General features: G+C 69.2%; 14 protein-coding genes. 10 read left to right on the top strand and 4 right to left on the bottom strand.

What is annotated here, in order from left to right; translation table 11 throughout:
- The first annotated feature begins 4 nt into the window (after positions 1–4).
- Positions 5–982 carry an NAD-dependent epimerase/dehydratase family protein gene (locus OG735_RS22445; RefSeq protein ID WP_327324965.1) on the top strand — a complete coding sequence of 326 codons (978 nt, stop codon included), beginning with the start codon at positions 5–7 and terminating at the stop codon, positions 980–982.
- A gap of 43 nt (positions 983–1,025) precedes the next feature.
- Here the strand turns inward: OG735_RS22445 and OG735_RS22440 are convergent, their stop codons facing one another.
- Complete coding sequence (locus OG735_RS22440) at positions 1,026–2,036, bottom strand: MraY family glycosyltransferase (protein WP_327324964.1); 1,011 nt, start codon at positions 2,034–2,036, stop codon at positions 1,026–1,028.
- A gap of 11 nt (positions 2,037–2,047) precedes the next feature.
- Positions 2,048–3,262: an NAD-dependent epimerase/dehydratase family protein gene (locus OG735_RS22435; RefSeq protein WP_327324963.1), complete on the bottom strand. Its 1,215-nt coding sequence runs from the start codon at positions 3,260–3,262 to the stop codon at positions 2,048–2,050.
- Positions 3,263–3,598: 336 nt separating this feature from the next.
- Here OG735_RS22435 and OG735_RS22430 point away from each other — a divergent pair, with 336 nt between their 5' ends.
- From OG735_RS22430 to OG735_RS22415, 4 genes are all read left to right on the top strand, one after another.
- The gene (locus OG735_RS22430) at positions 3,599–5,203 is read left to right on the top strand and encodes a polysaccharide biosynthesis tyrosine autokinase (RefSeq protein WP_327324962.1); all 1,605 of its coding nucleotides are present in this window, start codon (positions 3,599–3,601) and stop codon (positions 5,201–5,203) included.
- A gap of 56 nt (positions 5,204–5,259) precedes the next feature.
- Complete coding sequence (locus tag OG735_RS22425) at positions 5,260–6,084, top strand: glutaminyl-peptide cyclotransferase (RefSeq protein WP_327324961.1); 825 nt, start codon at positions 5,260–5,262, stop codon at positions 6,082–6,084.
- A gap of 68 nt (positions 6,085–6,152) precedes the next feature.
- Positions 6,153–6,953: a DUF72 domain-containing protein gene (locus OG735_RS22420; protein WP_327324960.1), complete on the top strand. Its 801-nt coding sequence runs from the start codon at positions 6,153–6,155 to the stop codon at positions 6,951–6,953.
- A gap of 41 nt (positions 6,954–6,994) precedes the next feature.
- Positions 6,995–7,291: an antibiotic biosynthesis monooxygenase gene (locus tag OG735_RS22415; RefSeq protein ID WP_327324959.1), complete on the top strand. Its 297-nt coding sequence runs from the start codon at positions 6,995–6,997 to the stop codon at positions 7,289–7,291.
- Positions 7,292–7,387: 96 nt separating this feature from the next.
- On the opposite strand, the gene OG735_RS22410 is transcribed toward OG735_RS22415, so the two are convergent.
- Positions 7,388–9,271, bottom strand: a complete 1,884-nt coding sequence (locus OG735_RS22410) for a sensor histidine kinase (RefSeq protein ID WP_327324958.1) — start codon at positions 9,269–9,271, stop codon at positions 7,388–7,390.
- 330 nt (positions 9,272–9,601) lie between these two features.
- Between OG735_RS22410 and OG735_RS22405 the strand changes: the two genes are divergently transcribed.
- The 5 genes from OG735_RS22405 (at position 9,602) to OG735_RS22385 (ending at position 12,916) form a co-directional block, all read left to right on the top strand.
- Positions 9,602–10,312 carry a response regulator transcription factor gene (locus OG735_RS22405; protein ID WP_327324957.1) on the top strand — a complete coding sequence of 237 codons (711 nt, stop codon included), beginning with the start codon at positions 9,602–9,604 and terminating at the stop codon, positions 10,310–10,312.
- Positions 10,309–11,802, top strand: a complete 1,494-nt coding sequence (locus OG735_RS22400; RefSeq protein WP_327324956.1) for a HAMP domain-containing sensor histidine kinase — start codon at positions 10,309–10,311, stop codon at positions 11,800–11,802. The genes OG735_RS22405 and OG735_RS22400 overlap by 4 nt, the downstream gene beginning before the upstream one ends.
- 55 nt (positions 11,803–11,857) lie before the next feature.
- The gene (locus tag OG735_RS22395; RefSeq protein WP_327324955.1) at positions 11,858–12,256 is read left to right on the top strand and encodes a hypothetical protein; all 399 of its coding nucleotides are present in this window, start codon (positions 11,858–11,860) and stop codon (positions 12,254–12,256) included.
- Positions 12,256–12,477, top strand: coding sequence for a hypothetical protein (locus tag OG735_RS22390; protein WP_327324954.1), 222 nt, complete (start codon positions 12,256–12,258; stop codon positions 12,475–12,477). Before OG735_RS22395 ends, OG735_RS22390 begins: the two co-directional genes overlap by 1 nt.
- A 118-nt stretch (positions 12,478–12,595) precedes the next feature.
- A complete protein-coding gene (locus OG735_RS22385; protein ID WP_327324953.1) occupies positions 12,596–12,916 on the top strand; it encodes a GYD domain-containing protein in 321 nt (106 codons plus the stop codon).
- Here OG735_RS22385 and OG735_RS22380 read toward each other — a convergent pair.
- Positions 12,895–14,154, bottom strand: a complete 1,260-nt coding sequence (locus OG735_RS22380) for a PP2C family protein-serine/threonine phosphatase (protein ID WP_327324952.1) — start codon at positions 14,152–14,154, stop codon at positions 12,895–12,897. The genes OG735_RS22385 and OG735_RS22380 overlap by 22 nt on opposite strands.
- Between the last annotated feature and the right edge of the window lie 95 nt (positions 14,155–14,249).

Raw genomic sequence — 14,249 nt, 5'->3', positions numbered from 1 at the left:
ACTGTTGAACGTCCTTGTTACGGGAGGCGCCGGCTTCATCGGCGCCAACCTTTGCCGAGAGCTTGCATCCCGCCCGACTGTAGGCAAGGTCATCGCTCTGGACGACCTGAGCACAGGTTTCGCAGCCAACCTGGCGGGAGTCGACGCGGAGCTGATCGAGGGCAGCATTCTCGACCCCGACCTCCTCGACAGCGTCGTCGCCGGAATGGACGCTGTCGTCCACCTCGCAGCCCGCCCGTCCGTGCCGCGCTCGCTGGCGGACCCGGTCGCCAGTCATCACGTCAATGCGACCGGGACGGTGTACGTCCTCGAGGCCTGCCGACGCGCAGGCCTCCCGGTGGTCGCCGCCTCGTCCTCCTCGGTCTACGGTGCCGTTCCCGTGCTTCCAAAACACGAGGAGCTGCCGACCCAGCCCATGAGCCCGTACGCCGCGAGCAAACTCGCCACCGAGTCCTATGCCCTCGCCTACGGCGCCTCGTTCGGCCTCCGGGTTCTGGCGTTTCGGTTCTTCAACGTCTACGGACCGTTGCAGCCGGCCGGCCATGCCTATGCCGCCGTGATCCCGGCCTTCATCGATGCCATGCTGCGCGGCACGCCCGCGAGGGTTTTCGGCGACGGACTGCAGACGCGGGACTTCACCTATGTCGGAACCGTCGTCAGGGTGCTGGCCGATGCGGTCCTGCGCAAGGTCGCGTACCCCGGTCCGGTGAACCTGGCCTTCGGTACCCGGGTGCCCCTCATCGACATCGCCCAGCAGCTCGCGGAAATCATCGGGTCGCCGGCCGACATCCGGCACGAGGCGGCGAGGGCGGGAGACGTACGCCACTCCCAGGCCGCGGACGGACTGCTGCGCGAGCTCTTCCCCGATGTCGCCCAAGTGCCGCTGCCGCGTGGACTGGCCGAGACGGTGCGCTGGTTCCGTACCCTGCCCGAGTACGCCGAGCTGCCGGCGGCCAAGTCCCTCACGGTGGAAGTGGGCTGACGACAGAGCTGAGGGGAGCCACGGCGACGCACCGTGGCTCCCCTCAGCTCTGTGCGTCCCCGCTCACGGCGTACACAGGAACCCTCAGAAGCAGACCCCAGGCCACCAGGGTGACGGAGACAACCGTGACCAGCACGGCGTTCTGCGGGAGGACCTTGAACATGACGAGCACCGCTGTCAGGCATGTCATGGCCGCGAAGCCTCCGATGACAACGGCCACCTGACGAACAGTCAGTCCCAGGCGGCGGAGTCGGTGGGCGATGTGATCCCTACCGCCCTGCAGCACAGGTCTGCCCTCCCTGCGTCGCGCGACCATGACCAGTCCGGTGTCCGCGGTGACGACCAAGGTGACGAGGAACAGACTGGTGTACCCGGACAGGGCGCCGTTGTCCCTGTGCAGGGACACCGTGGCGGACGACACCAGAAAGCCCACGAAAAGCGAGCCCGCGTCACCCAGAAAGATCCGCGCCGGATGCCAGTTGTGGAAGAGGAAGCCTGCGCACGCCCCGGCCAGGGCGGCCATGACCGAGGCGGTGCCCACCAGACCGCCGGAGAGAGCGGCGCAGCAGAGGAATCCCGCGGTGACCACGGTCACGGTGGAGACCACGCCGTCCATGTTGTCCAGCAGGTTGAACGCGTTGGTGGTGAAGAGGATCCACGCGACCGCGACGACCACGTCGAGCCATGTACCGAAGAGCACGGGATGGCCGCACCACAGAACCACCACCAGGGCTGCCGCCGCCTCGACGCAGACACGAATACGGATACTGAGCGGACGCAGGTCGTCGGCGAGGCCGAGAACGGCGATGAGCGCAGCGCATGTGAGCACGACGCCAACTGTGGTGTCGTGCTCCTTCGCGGCAAGTGTCGCCACACTCGCGGAGCACAGGGTGGCAACCGCGACCGCGATGCCGCCGAGATAAGGCGTGGGATGGACATGGACTCTGCGTGCATTCGGCTGGTCGGTGTATCCGCGCCGCAGGGCCAGCCGCCGCAGTGGCTCGGTCAGCAGGGCAGCGATGAGCAGAGCCCCCAGCCCCGCGACTGCCGACACCAACCAGGGGCTCAGACCGGACATGGACCCGCCAGCACGGTCTGGCCGGTGGAATTGCCTGTTTCTCCCTTGGCCTGGCCGTCGGCGACAAGCCCGAGTACCTGCCGGCTCACCTCGCTTCGGGCATCCGCGACGGCGTCCGCCAGCACATCGTCGAGGTTCCGTTGCGGCTGCCAGCCGGTGAAGGCCCTCAGCTTCGTGGTGTCGGGGACACGACGCTCCATGTCTTCGAACCCCGGTCCGTAGGCCTCGCTGTACGAGAGACGGTGCACGGACGAGGTGCTCTCGGCGCAGGCGATGATCCGCTCCGCGAGATCCAGAATGCTGATCTCCTCGTCGCTGCCGACATTGAAGGTCTCACCCACGGAATCCGGAAGGTCGATCAGCGACAGGAGCGCTTCGACCACATCCGCGACATGGAGGAAACAGCGGCTCTGCTGCCCGGTGCCGTAGACGGTGAGGCGTTCTCCTCGGACCGACTGACGGGCGAATCTCGGGATGACCATGCCATAGGCGGGGCTCTGCCGAGGACCGACGGTGTTGAAGAACCGCACGATGGTGGAACGCAGTCCGTACTCCCGGCGGTACAGCTCGGCGAGGATCTCGTCGACCGCCTTGGCGGTGCTGTAGGACCACCGTAGGACAGCGGGACTGCCCAGGACCCGGTCGGAGGTCTCGCTCAGCGGTCCGGAGGAGTTCTTGCCGTAGATCTCCGATGTACTGGCCAGGATTACCCTTCGGCCATATCGGTGAGCGGCCCCGATGACGGTTTCGGTGCCTTTGGTGTTGATGGTGAAAGAATTCAGCGGCTGTTCGACGATAAGTTTCACACCTACGGCTGCCGCCAGGTGCACTACACAATCACATGCACGCACCAAATCGTCTACGAGCGGCGCATCCAGTACGGAGCCGTGGATGAATTGGAAGTTACCCTGCTCACGCGCATGCGCAAGGTTCTCCAGGCGTCCGGTGCTGAGGTCATCGAGTGCGACGACCGGCTCACCACGTGCCAGCAGTGCATCGACGAGATGGGAACCGATGAAGCCGGCTCCTCCGGTGACCAGGTACTTCGGACGATCCATCACGCCGTCACTCCAGGTTTGCGGGTGGGGCCTTGCCGGGGGCATGTGCACCGGCGACGCATGGCAACGATAACCGGGGATAACGCAAATAGAATGAATGGAACCCGCAATTAGGCCGTTCGTGCCCCCCTTGACGGCCGACATGACTCCATTCGCCTGACGAGTGTCACTCAAGAGATGGACGGGAACCGCGTCGAGCGAGTGTCAGGCATATTCCTCCGAAACATTCTGATTGGCAAGCAGATAGGAGTCTCACCGTGTCGGCGGCAACAATGTCTGCGTCATCACGGTGCCCGCTCCCTGAAGGACGGCGTCCCCGACCCGGTTTTCGTGGAGACCGCGCTGAATGACATGGAGGCGCCACCGAGGGGACGCCCGTGCACTCCGTTGGGGTACTAAAGCGCGAGCATGCATGCCATGTACCCCAAATCCTTCAGCGTGGTCCTAGCGTGACTGTCCACTCACTCACTCCGATCGGGGATGGCCTTGGATTTGCGCGAATACCTACGAGTCCTTTCCCGCCGATGGCACGTCATCACCCTTGTGGCTTTGCTGGGGACGGGGGCAGGCATCCTGACAAGTGCCTTGGCCACTCCCGAGTACCGGGCAACGACCACGCTGTTCGCTTCCCTCCAGGGTGGCGCCGACACGTCCCAGCTGAATCAGGGAAACGCGTTCACCCAGGCGAGAGTCCAGTCCTACGCCGATGTGGCGGCCAGCCCGGAGGTGACCAAGCCGGTCGTGAAATCCCTCCGGCTCGATTTGACGCCGTCTCAGCTGGCCGAGCGGATCTCGGCCGAGGCGCCGCTCAACACGGTGCTGGTCCGTCTGACCGTCACTGACACCCGGGCGTCACGAGCTGCCCGGATGAGCAACGCGGTCGCCGCTCGCTTCGCACAGGTGATCAGAGAGCTGGAACGTCCGGAGAAGAGCAAGTCCGCTTCCCCGGTGCGACTCACCGTCACCCAGCCTGCCACCGTGCCGTCCGCGCCTTCGTCGCCGAACACCACTCTCAATGTCGCGCTCGGTCTGGCGGTGGGCCTGGTTCTCGGGCTGGGTCTGGGTGTCGCACTGGAGACAGTGGACACGTCGATGCGTGATTCCAAAGCCCTCGCCGAGTGTCTGGCAGGGGCCGGTGGGCCTCCCGTGCTGTCCAGCATCGTGCAGGACCCGCGAGCCGTACGGCAGCCGATCTCCTTGCGCGACGACAGGCACGGACCTCGTGCGGAGGGCTTCCGGAAGCTTCGGGTCAACCTGCAGTTCGCGGAAGTGGACCAGCGGCCGAAGGTGATCGCCGTCACCAGCCCGCTGCCCCGTGAGGGCAAGAGCAGCGTGTCGGTCAACCTGGCCGCCACACTGGCCGAAGAGGGCGCGAGGGTGTGCCTGATCGACTGCGACCTGCGCCGCCCGTCGATTGCTCCAGCCCTTGGCCTGGTCAGGGACGCCGGGCTCACCACGGCTCTGGTGGGCCAGGCCGAGCTGCATCAGGTGCTGCAGTCGGCCGGGTCCTTCTCCGTGCTCACCAGCGGGGTGATTCCGCCCAACCCGACCCAGCTCCTCGGAAGCACCCAGTTCGCCTCTTTGCTGCATTCTCTTGCCGAGCAATTCGACCATGTCGTGGTGGACACCCCTCCGGTGCTCCCCTTCGCCGACACGGCAGCGATGGCACCCTCCATTGACGGCTACCTGCTCGTGGCGCGCGCCGGGCGGACAAGCAGGAGCCAGGTCGTCGACGCCTTGCGCATCCTCGAACGCGTCAACGTCCCTGTGCTGGGGGCCGTCATGAATGGCGCTCCGGCACGCGGGGAGGGCGACGCATACGGCTATGCGTACAAGTACCGGCCGAAGCAGAACACGACGGAACGGCTCACCGCGCTCGTGTCGTCACGCTTTGCTGCAGTGGTCCCCGGCCGAGGGCCCGCTGCCAAGGGGCACGGGGCGCCGGCTTCGGCCAAGACACGACCGCAGAACCAGGTGACCCGGCCGGTGTTCGTGGACGGCCTGTCCCCTTCGGTCGTCCCCTCGCCCCCCAACGGCGGCGAGCCGACGCCGGGACAACTACGCCTTGGGAGCGAGCGTCCGTGAGCCGGTCGGGCGGGGCAGGGTTGCTCTTGCCGGCCACCGTGCCGGTGTGAGGCGACATGCGTCTTGCGCCGGCGATCCCTGTCGTGGTCGTGGCCCTGGTCAGTGGAATGCTCGTCCCGTCGTGCGGGACGGGTGGCGGAGCCGAGGGCCGCGGCCCGGGCATGCACGGTCGGGCCGCGGCAGGGGTCGAGCGGTTGAAGGTGGAGGTCGTCGAGGTCCTGCCCCATGACCCGAAGGCCTTCACCCAGGGCCTGGAGATGACCGGCGGCATGCTGTACGAGAGCACAGGCGTGGCCGGACAGTCGTCGGTTCGGGCGGGGCCGCTCGGCAAGCCTCCCGCGGTCCGCGCCGATTTGCCCCTGCCGCTGTTCGGCGAGGGAATCACCGTTGTGGGGCCGACGCTGTGGCAGCTCACCTGGCAGGACGGTGTCGCGGTCGAACGGGACGTGAGGACGCTGGCCGAGTTGCGCCGGGTCCCCTACCGGGACGAAGGCTGGGGAGTGTGCCACCAGCGGCACCGCGACCGGCTGGTGACGAGCAACGGCTCCTCCCGGCTCACTTTCCGGGACCCCGGAACACTCGCGAAGACAGGGGAGGTTGCCGTCACCGCTCATGGGCGGCCCGTGAGCCTGCTGAACGAGCTGGAATGCGTCGGTGACATCGTGTACGCAAACGTCTGGTCTGCCGATCGGATTGTGCGTATCGACGCCAACACCGGCACGGTGACCGGCGACATTGATGTTCCGGCACTGCTCAGCACAGCCGAGAGGCGGCGCGCGAACGTCCTGAACGGTATCGCGGCCATTCCCGGAACCCATCAGTTCCTGCTCACCGGCAAGTGGTGGCCCAAGATGTTCCGGGTCGCCTTCGTTCCCGGGTGACGCAACGTGCAGGGCCGTTGCAGTGCTGATCGGCGACATTCCGCTGCCGCATGGGCAGGGATCTGACCATGCCCATGCTCGTCGGAACCTCGGGGTGGCAGTACAAGGACTGGCGCGGCGTTCTCTATCCGCCCGAGCAACCGCAGCGGCTGTGGCTGGAGGAGTACGCCCGGCACTTCGCCACTGTGGAGAACAACAACGCCTTCTACCGGCTTCCCACCACGGAGAACTTCGCCTCCTGGCGGGAGCGGACGCCGCAGGGCTTCGTCATGGCGGTCAAGGCCAGTCGCTATCTGACCCATGTGAAGCGGCTGCACGACCCCGAGGAGCCGGTGCGCCGGCTGATCGACCGGACCGAGGGCCTGGGCGACCGGCTGGGGCCCGTCCTGCTGCAACTGCCGCCCAACTTCCGGCAGGACATCGGGGCTCTGGACGCCTGCCTGAGCTGCTTCCCCGGCACGGTCCGGGTGGCCGTCGAATTCCGCCACACCTCGTGGTGGGAGGCCGAGCGGGAGCTTCGGCAGGTGCTGGAACGGCACAGCAGCGCACTGTGCTGGGCGGATCGGGGATCCCGCCCGGTGACACCACTGTGGCGTACAGCCTCGTGGGGGTACGTGCGGTTGCACGGCGGCATCGCCGAGCCCCCGCCGCGCTACGGCCGCCAAGCGCTGAAGTCCTGGGCCCGACGCATCTGCGACGCCTGGCCGGACGAGGACGATGTGTATGTGTACTTCAACAACGACCTGGGCGGTGCGGCGGTCGTGGACGCCGCGAAGTTCGCCCGGGCAGCGGTCACGTTGGGCCGGACAGTGAGCCGTACGCCGTCGGCCCTGGCGGCGGGCGGAAGCGGCGCCACGGACCTACGATGAGATGACCGTCGAGTCGAACCGGCGTTCCAGAGGAGGCTGCGATGGAGGAGCATTTCGTCTGGGTGACGACGCGCCGCATCAAGCCGGGCGCGTTGGAGGAGTTCGAGAGGGTCTGGCGCCCTGCTCCGCACCCGCAAGGCCTGCGCCGCGCCTATGCGTACTGGACCGAGGACGGGCAGGAGATCACCGGGGTGTCGTTCTGGGACACCGCAGAGGCGTGCGACTCCTGGCGGGCCTCCGAGGCGGAGACACAGCGGCGTGCGGCCATGGCCCCTTACGTCGTGGAGGAGCGCGAAGGTTTCTACCGCGGCCGCGAGCTCGGCGTCGGGTCCGCCTGAGACCGCCGCGGCGCTCACCGCCGCACTCCGCACTCCCCCTGCCTCCGGGGCCACTGGAGACGTGGCCCCGGACCGACCGTGGCGGGGCAGACACGATCAGCCGGCCGTCGCCGGCTGCGTCTGCGGCACATCGACGAGAGCGGTCGGCAGGGCAAGGTACGCCGTGACTCCGCAGGCTCCCTCCTGCCCCTGGGTGGGGCGCAGTTCGACCTGGGCGCCGAGACGGGCCGCGAGGGTCCCGACGACGAAGTGGCCGAGGTAGCGGGTGGGGGCGACCAGGAAGGACTCCCGGCCCGCGAGCCGGGCGTTGGAGCGGGTCAGTTCCTCGGCGCTCATCCCGGAGCCGCGGTCGACGACCGCGAGGCAGTACTCCCCGCCGTCGCGCCAGCCGTAGATCTCGACCGGACGCGTAGGCGGTGAGAAGAGCAGGGCGTTCTCGATGAGTTCGGCGAGCAGATGGGAGAGCTCGGCGACGGCCCGGCCGCGGATCCGGCCCTCCTGTACGTCGACCACGGCGACGCGCTGGTACTGCTCCACCTCGGCGATCGCCGACTGCACCACCTCGGCCGCCGACACCAGTCCCGACCAGGTGCGCGGCGGCAGCTCCTCCCCCGCGAGCACGAGCAGCGACTCGGCATTGCGGCGCATGCGAGTGGCCAGGTGGTCGAGTTCGAAGAGCTCGCCGAGTGCGTCCGGGTCGATCTCCTGACTCTCCAGCGTGGTGATCAGGCCGAGCTGGCGGGAGAGCAGTGCCTGATTGCGGCGGCCGAGGGAGGCGAGCGACTCGGAGCTGTTGCGGCGCAGCACAGCCTGCTCGGTCGCAAGACCTATCGCAGTGTGCTCGACATTGTGCAGGGCGGTGGCGAGCCGGGTGATCTCGCGGGCGCTGTCAGGCACCCTGCGGGACGGTCCGGAGACGAGTTCGTCGTCCGCCTTGGCCTCCTGGATCCGGGCAACAGCGGCGGGCAGCCCGGTACGGGCGACCGAGTCGGCCTCATCGGCGAGTGCGACGAGCGGCCGGGTGATCGAGCGGGCGGAGAGCACGGCGAGTGCGGCCGCGACCGCGAGGATCAGCACACCGAGGCCGATGAAGCCGCCCAGCTGGCCGGTGGCGTCGTCCCCGATCCGGTCCGCGCGAACCCGGACCTCGGCGCCGATCTGCCGCTGAACGCCATGGAGTTGGTCGACGAGCGCCGTCATCGACGACCACCATGTGCCCGGGTCCACGGCGAGGCGGCTTCCATCGGCTCCGCCCTCGGCCCGCTTCTCGTAGCCGATGGCCCGCCGGGCGCCCCCGGTGGCGAAGGCTGCGTCGAGCGCGGACTGCTGGGCGGGGGTGGCGAGTTCGGCGTACTGGGCCAGGAAGGCCAGCCGGGCCGCCCGCACCTCGGTGAAGTCGAGGAACTCGTTCCCCTTGAAACGCCCTGCCGCGAAGACCCCGTTGAGGGAGCCGCGCTCAAGAGCGACAGCCTCGGTGGCTCGGACGAGGGCCTGCCAGGCGCCCATGGCCTCGGCGAGGTCACGGTCACCGCGAGCCGGTTCCGCGGCTGCGGCGTCGATCAGTCCATCGATCGCCTTGGTGTACGCGGCCAGGGTTGGGGCGCGCTGACCAGTGCCGCCGTCGACCTGGCGGCGTACGGCGGCCAGCGCCGCGACCGGGGCGAGCGCCTCCTGCAAGGCGTCGGCGGTGTCCGCTCCCGCGGCCCCCGCCCCGAGCAGGGCGTCGAATCCGGCACGGGCGGTTTCGGTACGTGCGCGCTGGACATCGACGTCGTCGCGGTACTTCGCGGCGCCGCCCAGCAGGCCATTGGTGAGGCCACGTTCACGCTGGAGCTCACGCACCAGGTCCTGGGCCTTGAGGAGGAGCTCGACTCGGCCGGCGGTCTCGCGCGCCGCGGACCAGTCGGCAGCCCGGTCGGTGACGCCGAGGCCGGTCACGACCAGCAGCAGACAGGTGGGGACGGCGAGCACGATGGCCACACGGCCGCGGATCGTGCCCCAGCCGGGCAGAGCGGGCGGTCGCTGTAACAGGCGTCGTTGGATGCGCATCACATCCGAAGACGTTACGAACCGGGGTGCCCGGCGTGGTTTCCCGGGAGTAAGGGTCTGGTTGCTACCGGTTCACAGGAGGCCGGGCCGCGGCGGGCACCGTACGCCACCATTTCGTAACGCAGCGGCCGGCCCCACGGCCCTTGGCCTCCCACATCCGCAGCCGACCGGATCCCGGCGGGCGCAGATCCGGCTGTTTGCTGGTACACGATGGGGTGGGTGCCGGTGTGGTGCAGGGAGCTGAGAGGGCGGGAGGCGCGGATGGGTGGTGACGTCGGTCGGGGACGGGTGCTGGTGGTGGACGACGATCCGGCGATCCGGCGTTCGCTGGAGCGGGGACTGCGGTTGGCCGGTTTCGCGGTGGCGCTGGCCGAGGGAGGGCGGCCCGCCCTGGTCCATGTGCGCCGGGAGCCGACCGATGTGGTCGTGCTCGATATCTCGATGCCCGATCTCGACGGAATCCAGGTGTGCCGGGCGCTGCGCGACGACGGCAACGACCTGCCCGTACTGATGCTGTCGGCGCTGGACGAGACGGCGGACCGCATCGCGGGGCTGCAGGCGGGTGGCGACGACTACCTGGTCAAGCCGTTCGCGTTGCAGGAGCTGGTGCTGCGGCTGGAGGCGCTGCTGCGCCGGCGGCCGCCGAGGGACACGGACATGGTCCGCATCGGCCTTCTGGTGCTGGATCCGGCGGCCCGCGAGGCGCGGCTGGACGGCGAGTTGCTGGTGCTGACCCGGCGGGAGTTCGAGCTGCTGGAGGTCCTGGCGCGCAACGCGGGGATCGTGCTCACCAGGGACCAGTTGCTGGAGCGGGTCTGGGGGTACGACTTCGAGGTGCGCACGGATGCCGTCGACACCTTCGTCAGCTATCTGCGGCGCAAGCTGGAGAGCGGCGGCCGGGCGCGGATCATCCATACCGTGCGGGGCGTCGGTTTCGTCCTGCGCCCGGACAACGGGGGCCGGAGCGCGTGAAGCTGTCGACGCGTATCGCACTCGCCATTGGCGTCACCGTGCCGGTTCTGGTGCTGGCGGCGGGATGGTTGCTGCTCCGGCTGGTCGCCCGTGATCTCCATGCGGAGCAGGACGCGCATCTACGGGAGCGTGCGGCAGTGGCCGCGGGGGACGCCCGCCGGCTGTTGCGGGCCACCGCCGCCGACCGTCCCGCTGCGGTCGAGCAGGCCCGTGAGCGGCAGTTGTACGCCTCCGGCCTGGATGTCGGTATCCGGCTGACCGGGCCGCGGGGCACCGTCTCGGGCGGCCCGCAGCCCGATGCTTCCGTACCGCTTCCGCAGAGCACTCGGACGCCGGTCACCGTCGAGGAAGGGGCCAGGAGCTGGCGGGTGCTGTCAGTGCCTGTGCAGGGCTCGCGCCCCGGTGTCGACGGCACGCTGTGGCTGTTCTCCCCCGATACCGCGAGCGAGGACCAACTGGCTCTCGTACGTCGGCGCGTGGTGACCGTGGCGCTGCTGGCCGCGCCGTTGTCCGGGCTGCTGGCTCTGGCTGGCGCCTCGCGGGCCGGCCGCCCGCTGCGACGACTGCAACAGCGCACCAGCGGCCTCGACCCGAGGGTGGATGCGGCAAGGCTCGACCACAGCCGGACCGGGGTCACCGAGGTCGACGACCTCGCCCGTACGCTGCAGACCGTACTGGCCCGCTATGACGAACAGGCCGCGCGGACCACGGGTGCCCTGACCACAGCCCGGTCGTTCGCTTCCGCCGCGGCGCATGAACTGCGCACCCCGCTGATGAGCATGCAGACGAACCTGGAGATCCTCGCCGGGCATCCCGACCTCGCATCGGCTGACCGGGACGAGGTCCTGAGGGATCTCCGGGCCGAGCACGCCCGGCTGCTGAGCCTGCTGGTGATGCTCAGGGAACTCGGACGGGGCGACCTGGTCGAGGCCGATGCCTTCGGTCCGGTGGACCTCACCGAAGTGATCGACGCCTCCGTCGCCGACGCCAGGCGCAGGCATCCCACAGCGGAGATCACCGTCCCGGTGATGCCGCGCCTCAGCGTGCACGCATGGGAGCCCGGAGTACGGACAATCGTCGACAACCTCCTGGCCAACGCCCTGACTCACGGTCGGGGCAGCGACGGACGGGCCCGGATCGAGCTGGGCCTTCGAGCGGGCGGACAGCCCACGGGCTCGGTCGCCGTCCTGACGGTGGACGACCACGGGCCCGGCATCCCGTCGCCACGCCGCGATGCGGTGTTCCATCGCTTCGAGCGCAGACCGGACAGCCCCGGCTCCGGGCTCGGCCTGACCCTGGTCGCGCAGCAGACCGCCCTGCACGGCGGCCGCGTCCAGGTCCAGGACCGCCCTGGCGCCGGCGGTACGAGGATCGAGGTGCGGCTACCGGTGCGGGAGAGCAGGCAGACCGAGATCCTCCTGCCGGCCGAGCGGGACTGGCTGACCGGAACTGCCCGGCACCCACAAGGTTTCCACAAGGACGGCTCCTAACTTCTCGGCAGGCGCAGGCAGATGGGCCTCGCCCCGATCCGGAGGAGAAACCGCCATGAGGACCGTCAAGACCGCTGCCCTGGCTCTCACCGCCGTCGCCGCGCTGCTCGCCGCGGCAGGCACGGCCTCCGCCGGCGGAGGGACACCGTCGCCGGACGCCGCGCCCACCGGCGACGGCGCCCAGGCTCTCTGCAAGCGGGTCCCGAAGATCGAGAAGCGTCTCGATCGAGCCCTGGCCCGCCTCGACGGGAACGCGACGCAGCGCGGCTCCATCGCGCGGCTGGCGAAGCGGGTCGAGAACGCCAAGGCAGCCGGTCACACCGAGATCGAGACCTACCTCAACGACAAGCTCACCTTCCGCCGCTCCCTCGTTCCCACCCTCGAGAAGCGCCGGAAGGACCTGACTGCCGTCAAGACCTGGTGCGAGGCGAACAACAACGGGAGCGAGAAGTGATGTCCCGCCGACGCACCGCCACCGCCGTCGCGGCCACCCTGCTGTTCCTCACGGCCCTCACCGGCTGCGGGCAGAACAGCGACGAGAAAGTCGGCGGAACGCCCGACGGCCCCGTGACCACAAGCCCCGCAGAGGTCACCGACATGAAGGCACGCGTGGATGCCGCCGAGTCGGCCGCTGCCGCAGCGGAATCCGCGGCGGCGGAGGACGGGCGGGGCTGATCGGGCGGGGCTGATCGGGCGGGGGACGCGCGGGGACGGCCACCCCGGCGGCCTGCCCGGGATGCAGTCGCGCTGACGCAGGGCGACGATGGACGCACCGTGTGAAAGGCGGAGGCCGATGTCGAAATACCTTGTCCGAGCCAGGTTGACCGTGGATGGGCTGAAGGGCCTGCTCAAGGAAGGCGGTACGGCGCGCCGTGAGGTCGTCGGACGCATGGTCCAGAGCCTGGGGGGTCAGCTCGAATCGATGTACTGGGCATTCGGCGAGGAGGACATCTATGTCACGGTGGACCTGCCGAGCAACGCCTCCGCCGCGGCCCTGGGTCTCGTCGTGTCGGCGGCCGGCGGCGTGCGCACGAGCATGGTCGTGCTGCTGACGCCCGAGGAGATCGACGAGGCGGTCCGCCAGAAGGTGGACTACCGCGCACCCGGCGCCTGACGCGTCATCGCTTCTGTGGACGCGCCCTGAACCGCCGCACACGGGCCGACCGGGATTCGGTCAACGGCCGGCTTGCGGAGCAGAAGCAGCGCCGCGTCGTCGTGGAGGTGGCCGCCCACGTGCGCGAGCAGCTCGTTGTGCAGCGCGGCGACGGTACGGGCCGGCTCGTCCGACACATGCCGTGCCACCCGTTCGATGAGCGGGTAGAACTCACGACTGTGGTTGCGGGCCTCGGTCACCCCGTCGGTGTAGAGAAGCAACTGGTCTCCGTCGGTGAAAGTCAGCACCTGAAGGCTCGGGGTCTCACCGGTGAGGGCGTTCAGCCCGAGCGGCGGAGCCGGATGGGTCGGTTCGACAGCCCTGACGTCGGATCCGCGAACCAGCAGCGGAGGGGCGTGTCCGCAGTTGACTATCTCCATGCGCTCGGCCCCGGCGTACCCGGCGACAACGGCGGTGACGAAGTCGTCGGGACCAAGGTTGCGCGCCAGGCTCCGCTCGATCCTGCCGACGACATCCAGGAGATCCGGCTCGTCATAGGCGGCCTCGCGGAAGACACCGAGCACCAGCGCGGCGGTGCTCACCGCGGGCAGCCCTTTGCCGCGCACATCTCCGACGATCAGCCTGATCCCGTGAGGGGTGGGCACGAGCGCGTAGAGGTCCCCGCCGATTCGGGCCTCCGCCGCGGCGGCGCTGTAGCGGACAGCCACCTGGAACTGCCCGACCGTGGCAGGCACGGGCTTGAGGAGGGCGTGCTGGGCAGCCTCGGCGACTGAGCGGACGGCTTCCAGCACCCGTTCGCGACGCCCGCGCAGCGCGCTGGCCAGGCTGCCCGCGAGGGTGACGGCGACCAGTGCGGACAGCACGATTGCCTGCTCACGGCCCGGCGCACCGCCGCGTACGCCGAACACCGCGCCCAGTGCCACGGCGATGAAGCCGATACGGAGGACTCCCGCCGGCCTGCTGGTGGCGGCGGCCAGCGTGGGTCCGACGGCGAGCAGCGGCAACCAGGTCGCCCCGGCTCCGCTGATGAGGGCGAGGAGCGCAACCGCAAAGACGATCAGCGCGGGCGCGCCGGCGAGGAGGGCGGCGGTGCGCGGCTGGTCCAGCTTCGTTGCCCCCGAGGCCAGGATTTCCCCCGGGCTGTCGTCCGGCCCGGCCGGTGCACCGGTGCCGGCGGTCCGCTTGGTGAGCTTCCAGATCCGTGGGCGGTCGCGCTGATCGTCTCGGGTCTGAATCATGTTCGCGTCCGCAACTCCCTGATCCGTTGGTGAGGCCTGAATGGCCCGGTTTGTCCAGGAAACAGGTATAAGCGGGTGGGTCACAAGGGCAGGGT

The sequence above is a fragment of the Streptomyces sp. NBC_01210 genome (assembly GCF_036010325.1).
Lineage (GTDB): Bacteria > Actinomycetota > Actinomycetes > Streptomycetales > Streptomycetaceae > Streptomyces.
This window is presented reverse-complemented; position numbering and strand designations above follow the sequence as displayed.

Bases quoted from the DNA above. Each gene is read 5' to 3' on its own strand.
- OG735_RS22435 (WP_327324963.1), bottom strand. From the start codon at position 3,262: ATGTCGGCCGTCAAGGGGGGCACGAACGGCCTAATTGCGGGTTCCATT.
- OG735_RS22430 (WP_327324962.1), top strand. From the start codon at position 3,599: ATGGCCTTGGATTTGCGCGAATACCTACGAGTCCTTTCCCGCCGATGG.
- OG735_RS22425 (WP_327324961.1), top strand. From the start codon at position 5,260: ATGCGTCTTGCGCCGGCGATCCCTGTCGTGGTCGTGGCCCTGGTCAGT.
- OG735_RS22420 (WP_327324960.1), top strand. From the start codon at position 6,153: ATGCCCATGCTCGTCGGAACCTCGGGGTGGCAGTACAAGGACTGGCGC.
- OG735_RS22415 (WP_327324959.1), top strand. From the start codon at position 6,995: ATGGAGGAGCATTTCGTCTGGGTGACGACGCGCCGCATCAAGCCGGGC.
- OG735_RS22405 (WP_327324957.1), top strand. From the start codon at position 9,602: ATGGGTGGTGACGTCGGTCGGGGACGGGTGCTGGTGGTGGACGACGAT.
- OG735_RS22395 (WP_327324955.1), top strand. From the start codon at position 11,858: ATGAGGACCGTCAAGACCGCTGCCCTGGCTCTCACCGCCGTCGCCGCG.
- OG735_RS22390 (WP_327324954.1), top strand. From the start codon at position 12,256: ATGTCCCGCCGACGCACCGCCACCGCCGTCGCGGCCACCCTGCTGTTC.
- OG735_RS22385 (WP_327324953.1), top strand. From the start codon at position 12,596: ATGTCGAAATACCTTGTCCGAGCCAGGTTGACCGTGGATGGGCTGAAG.
- OG735_RS22380 (WP_327324952.1), bottom strand. From the start codon at position 14,154: ATGATTCAGACCCGAGACGATCAGCGCGACCGCCCACGGATCTGGAAG.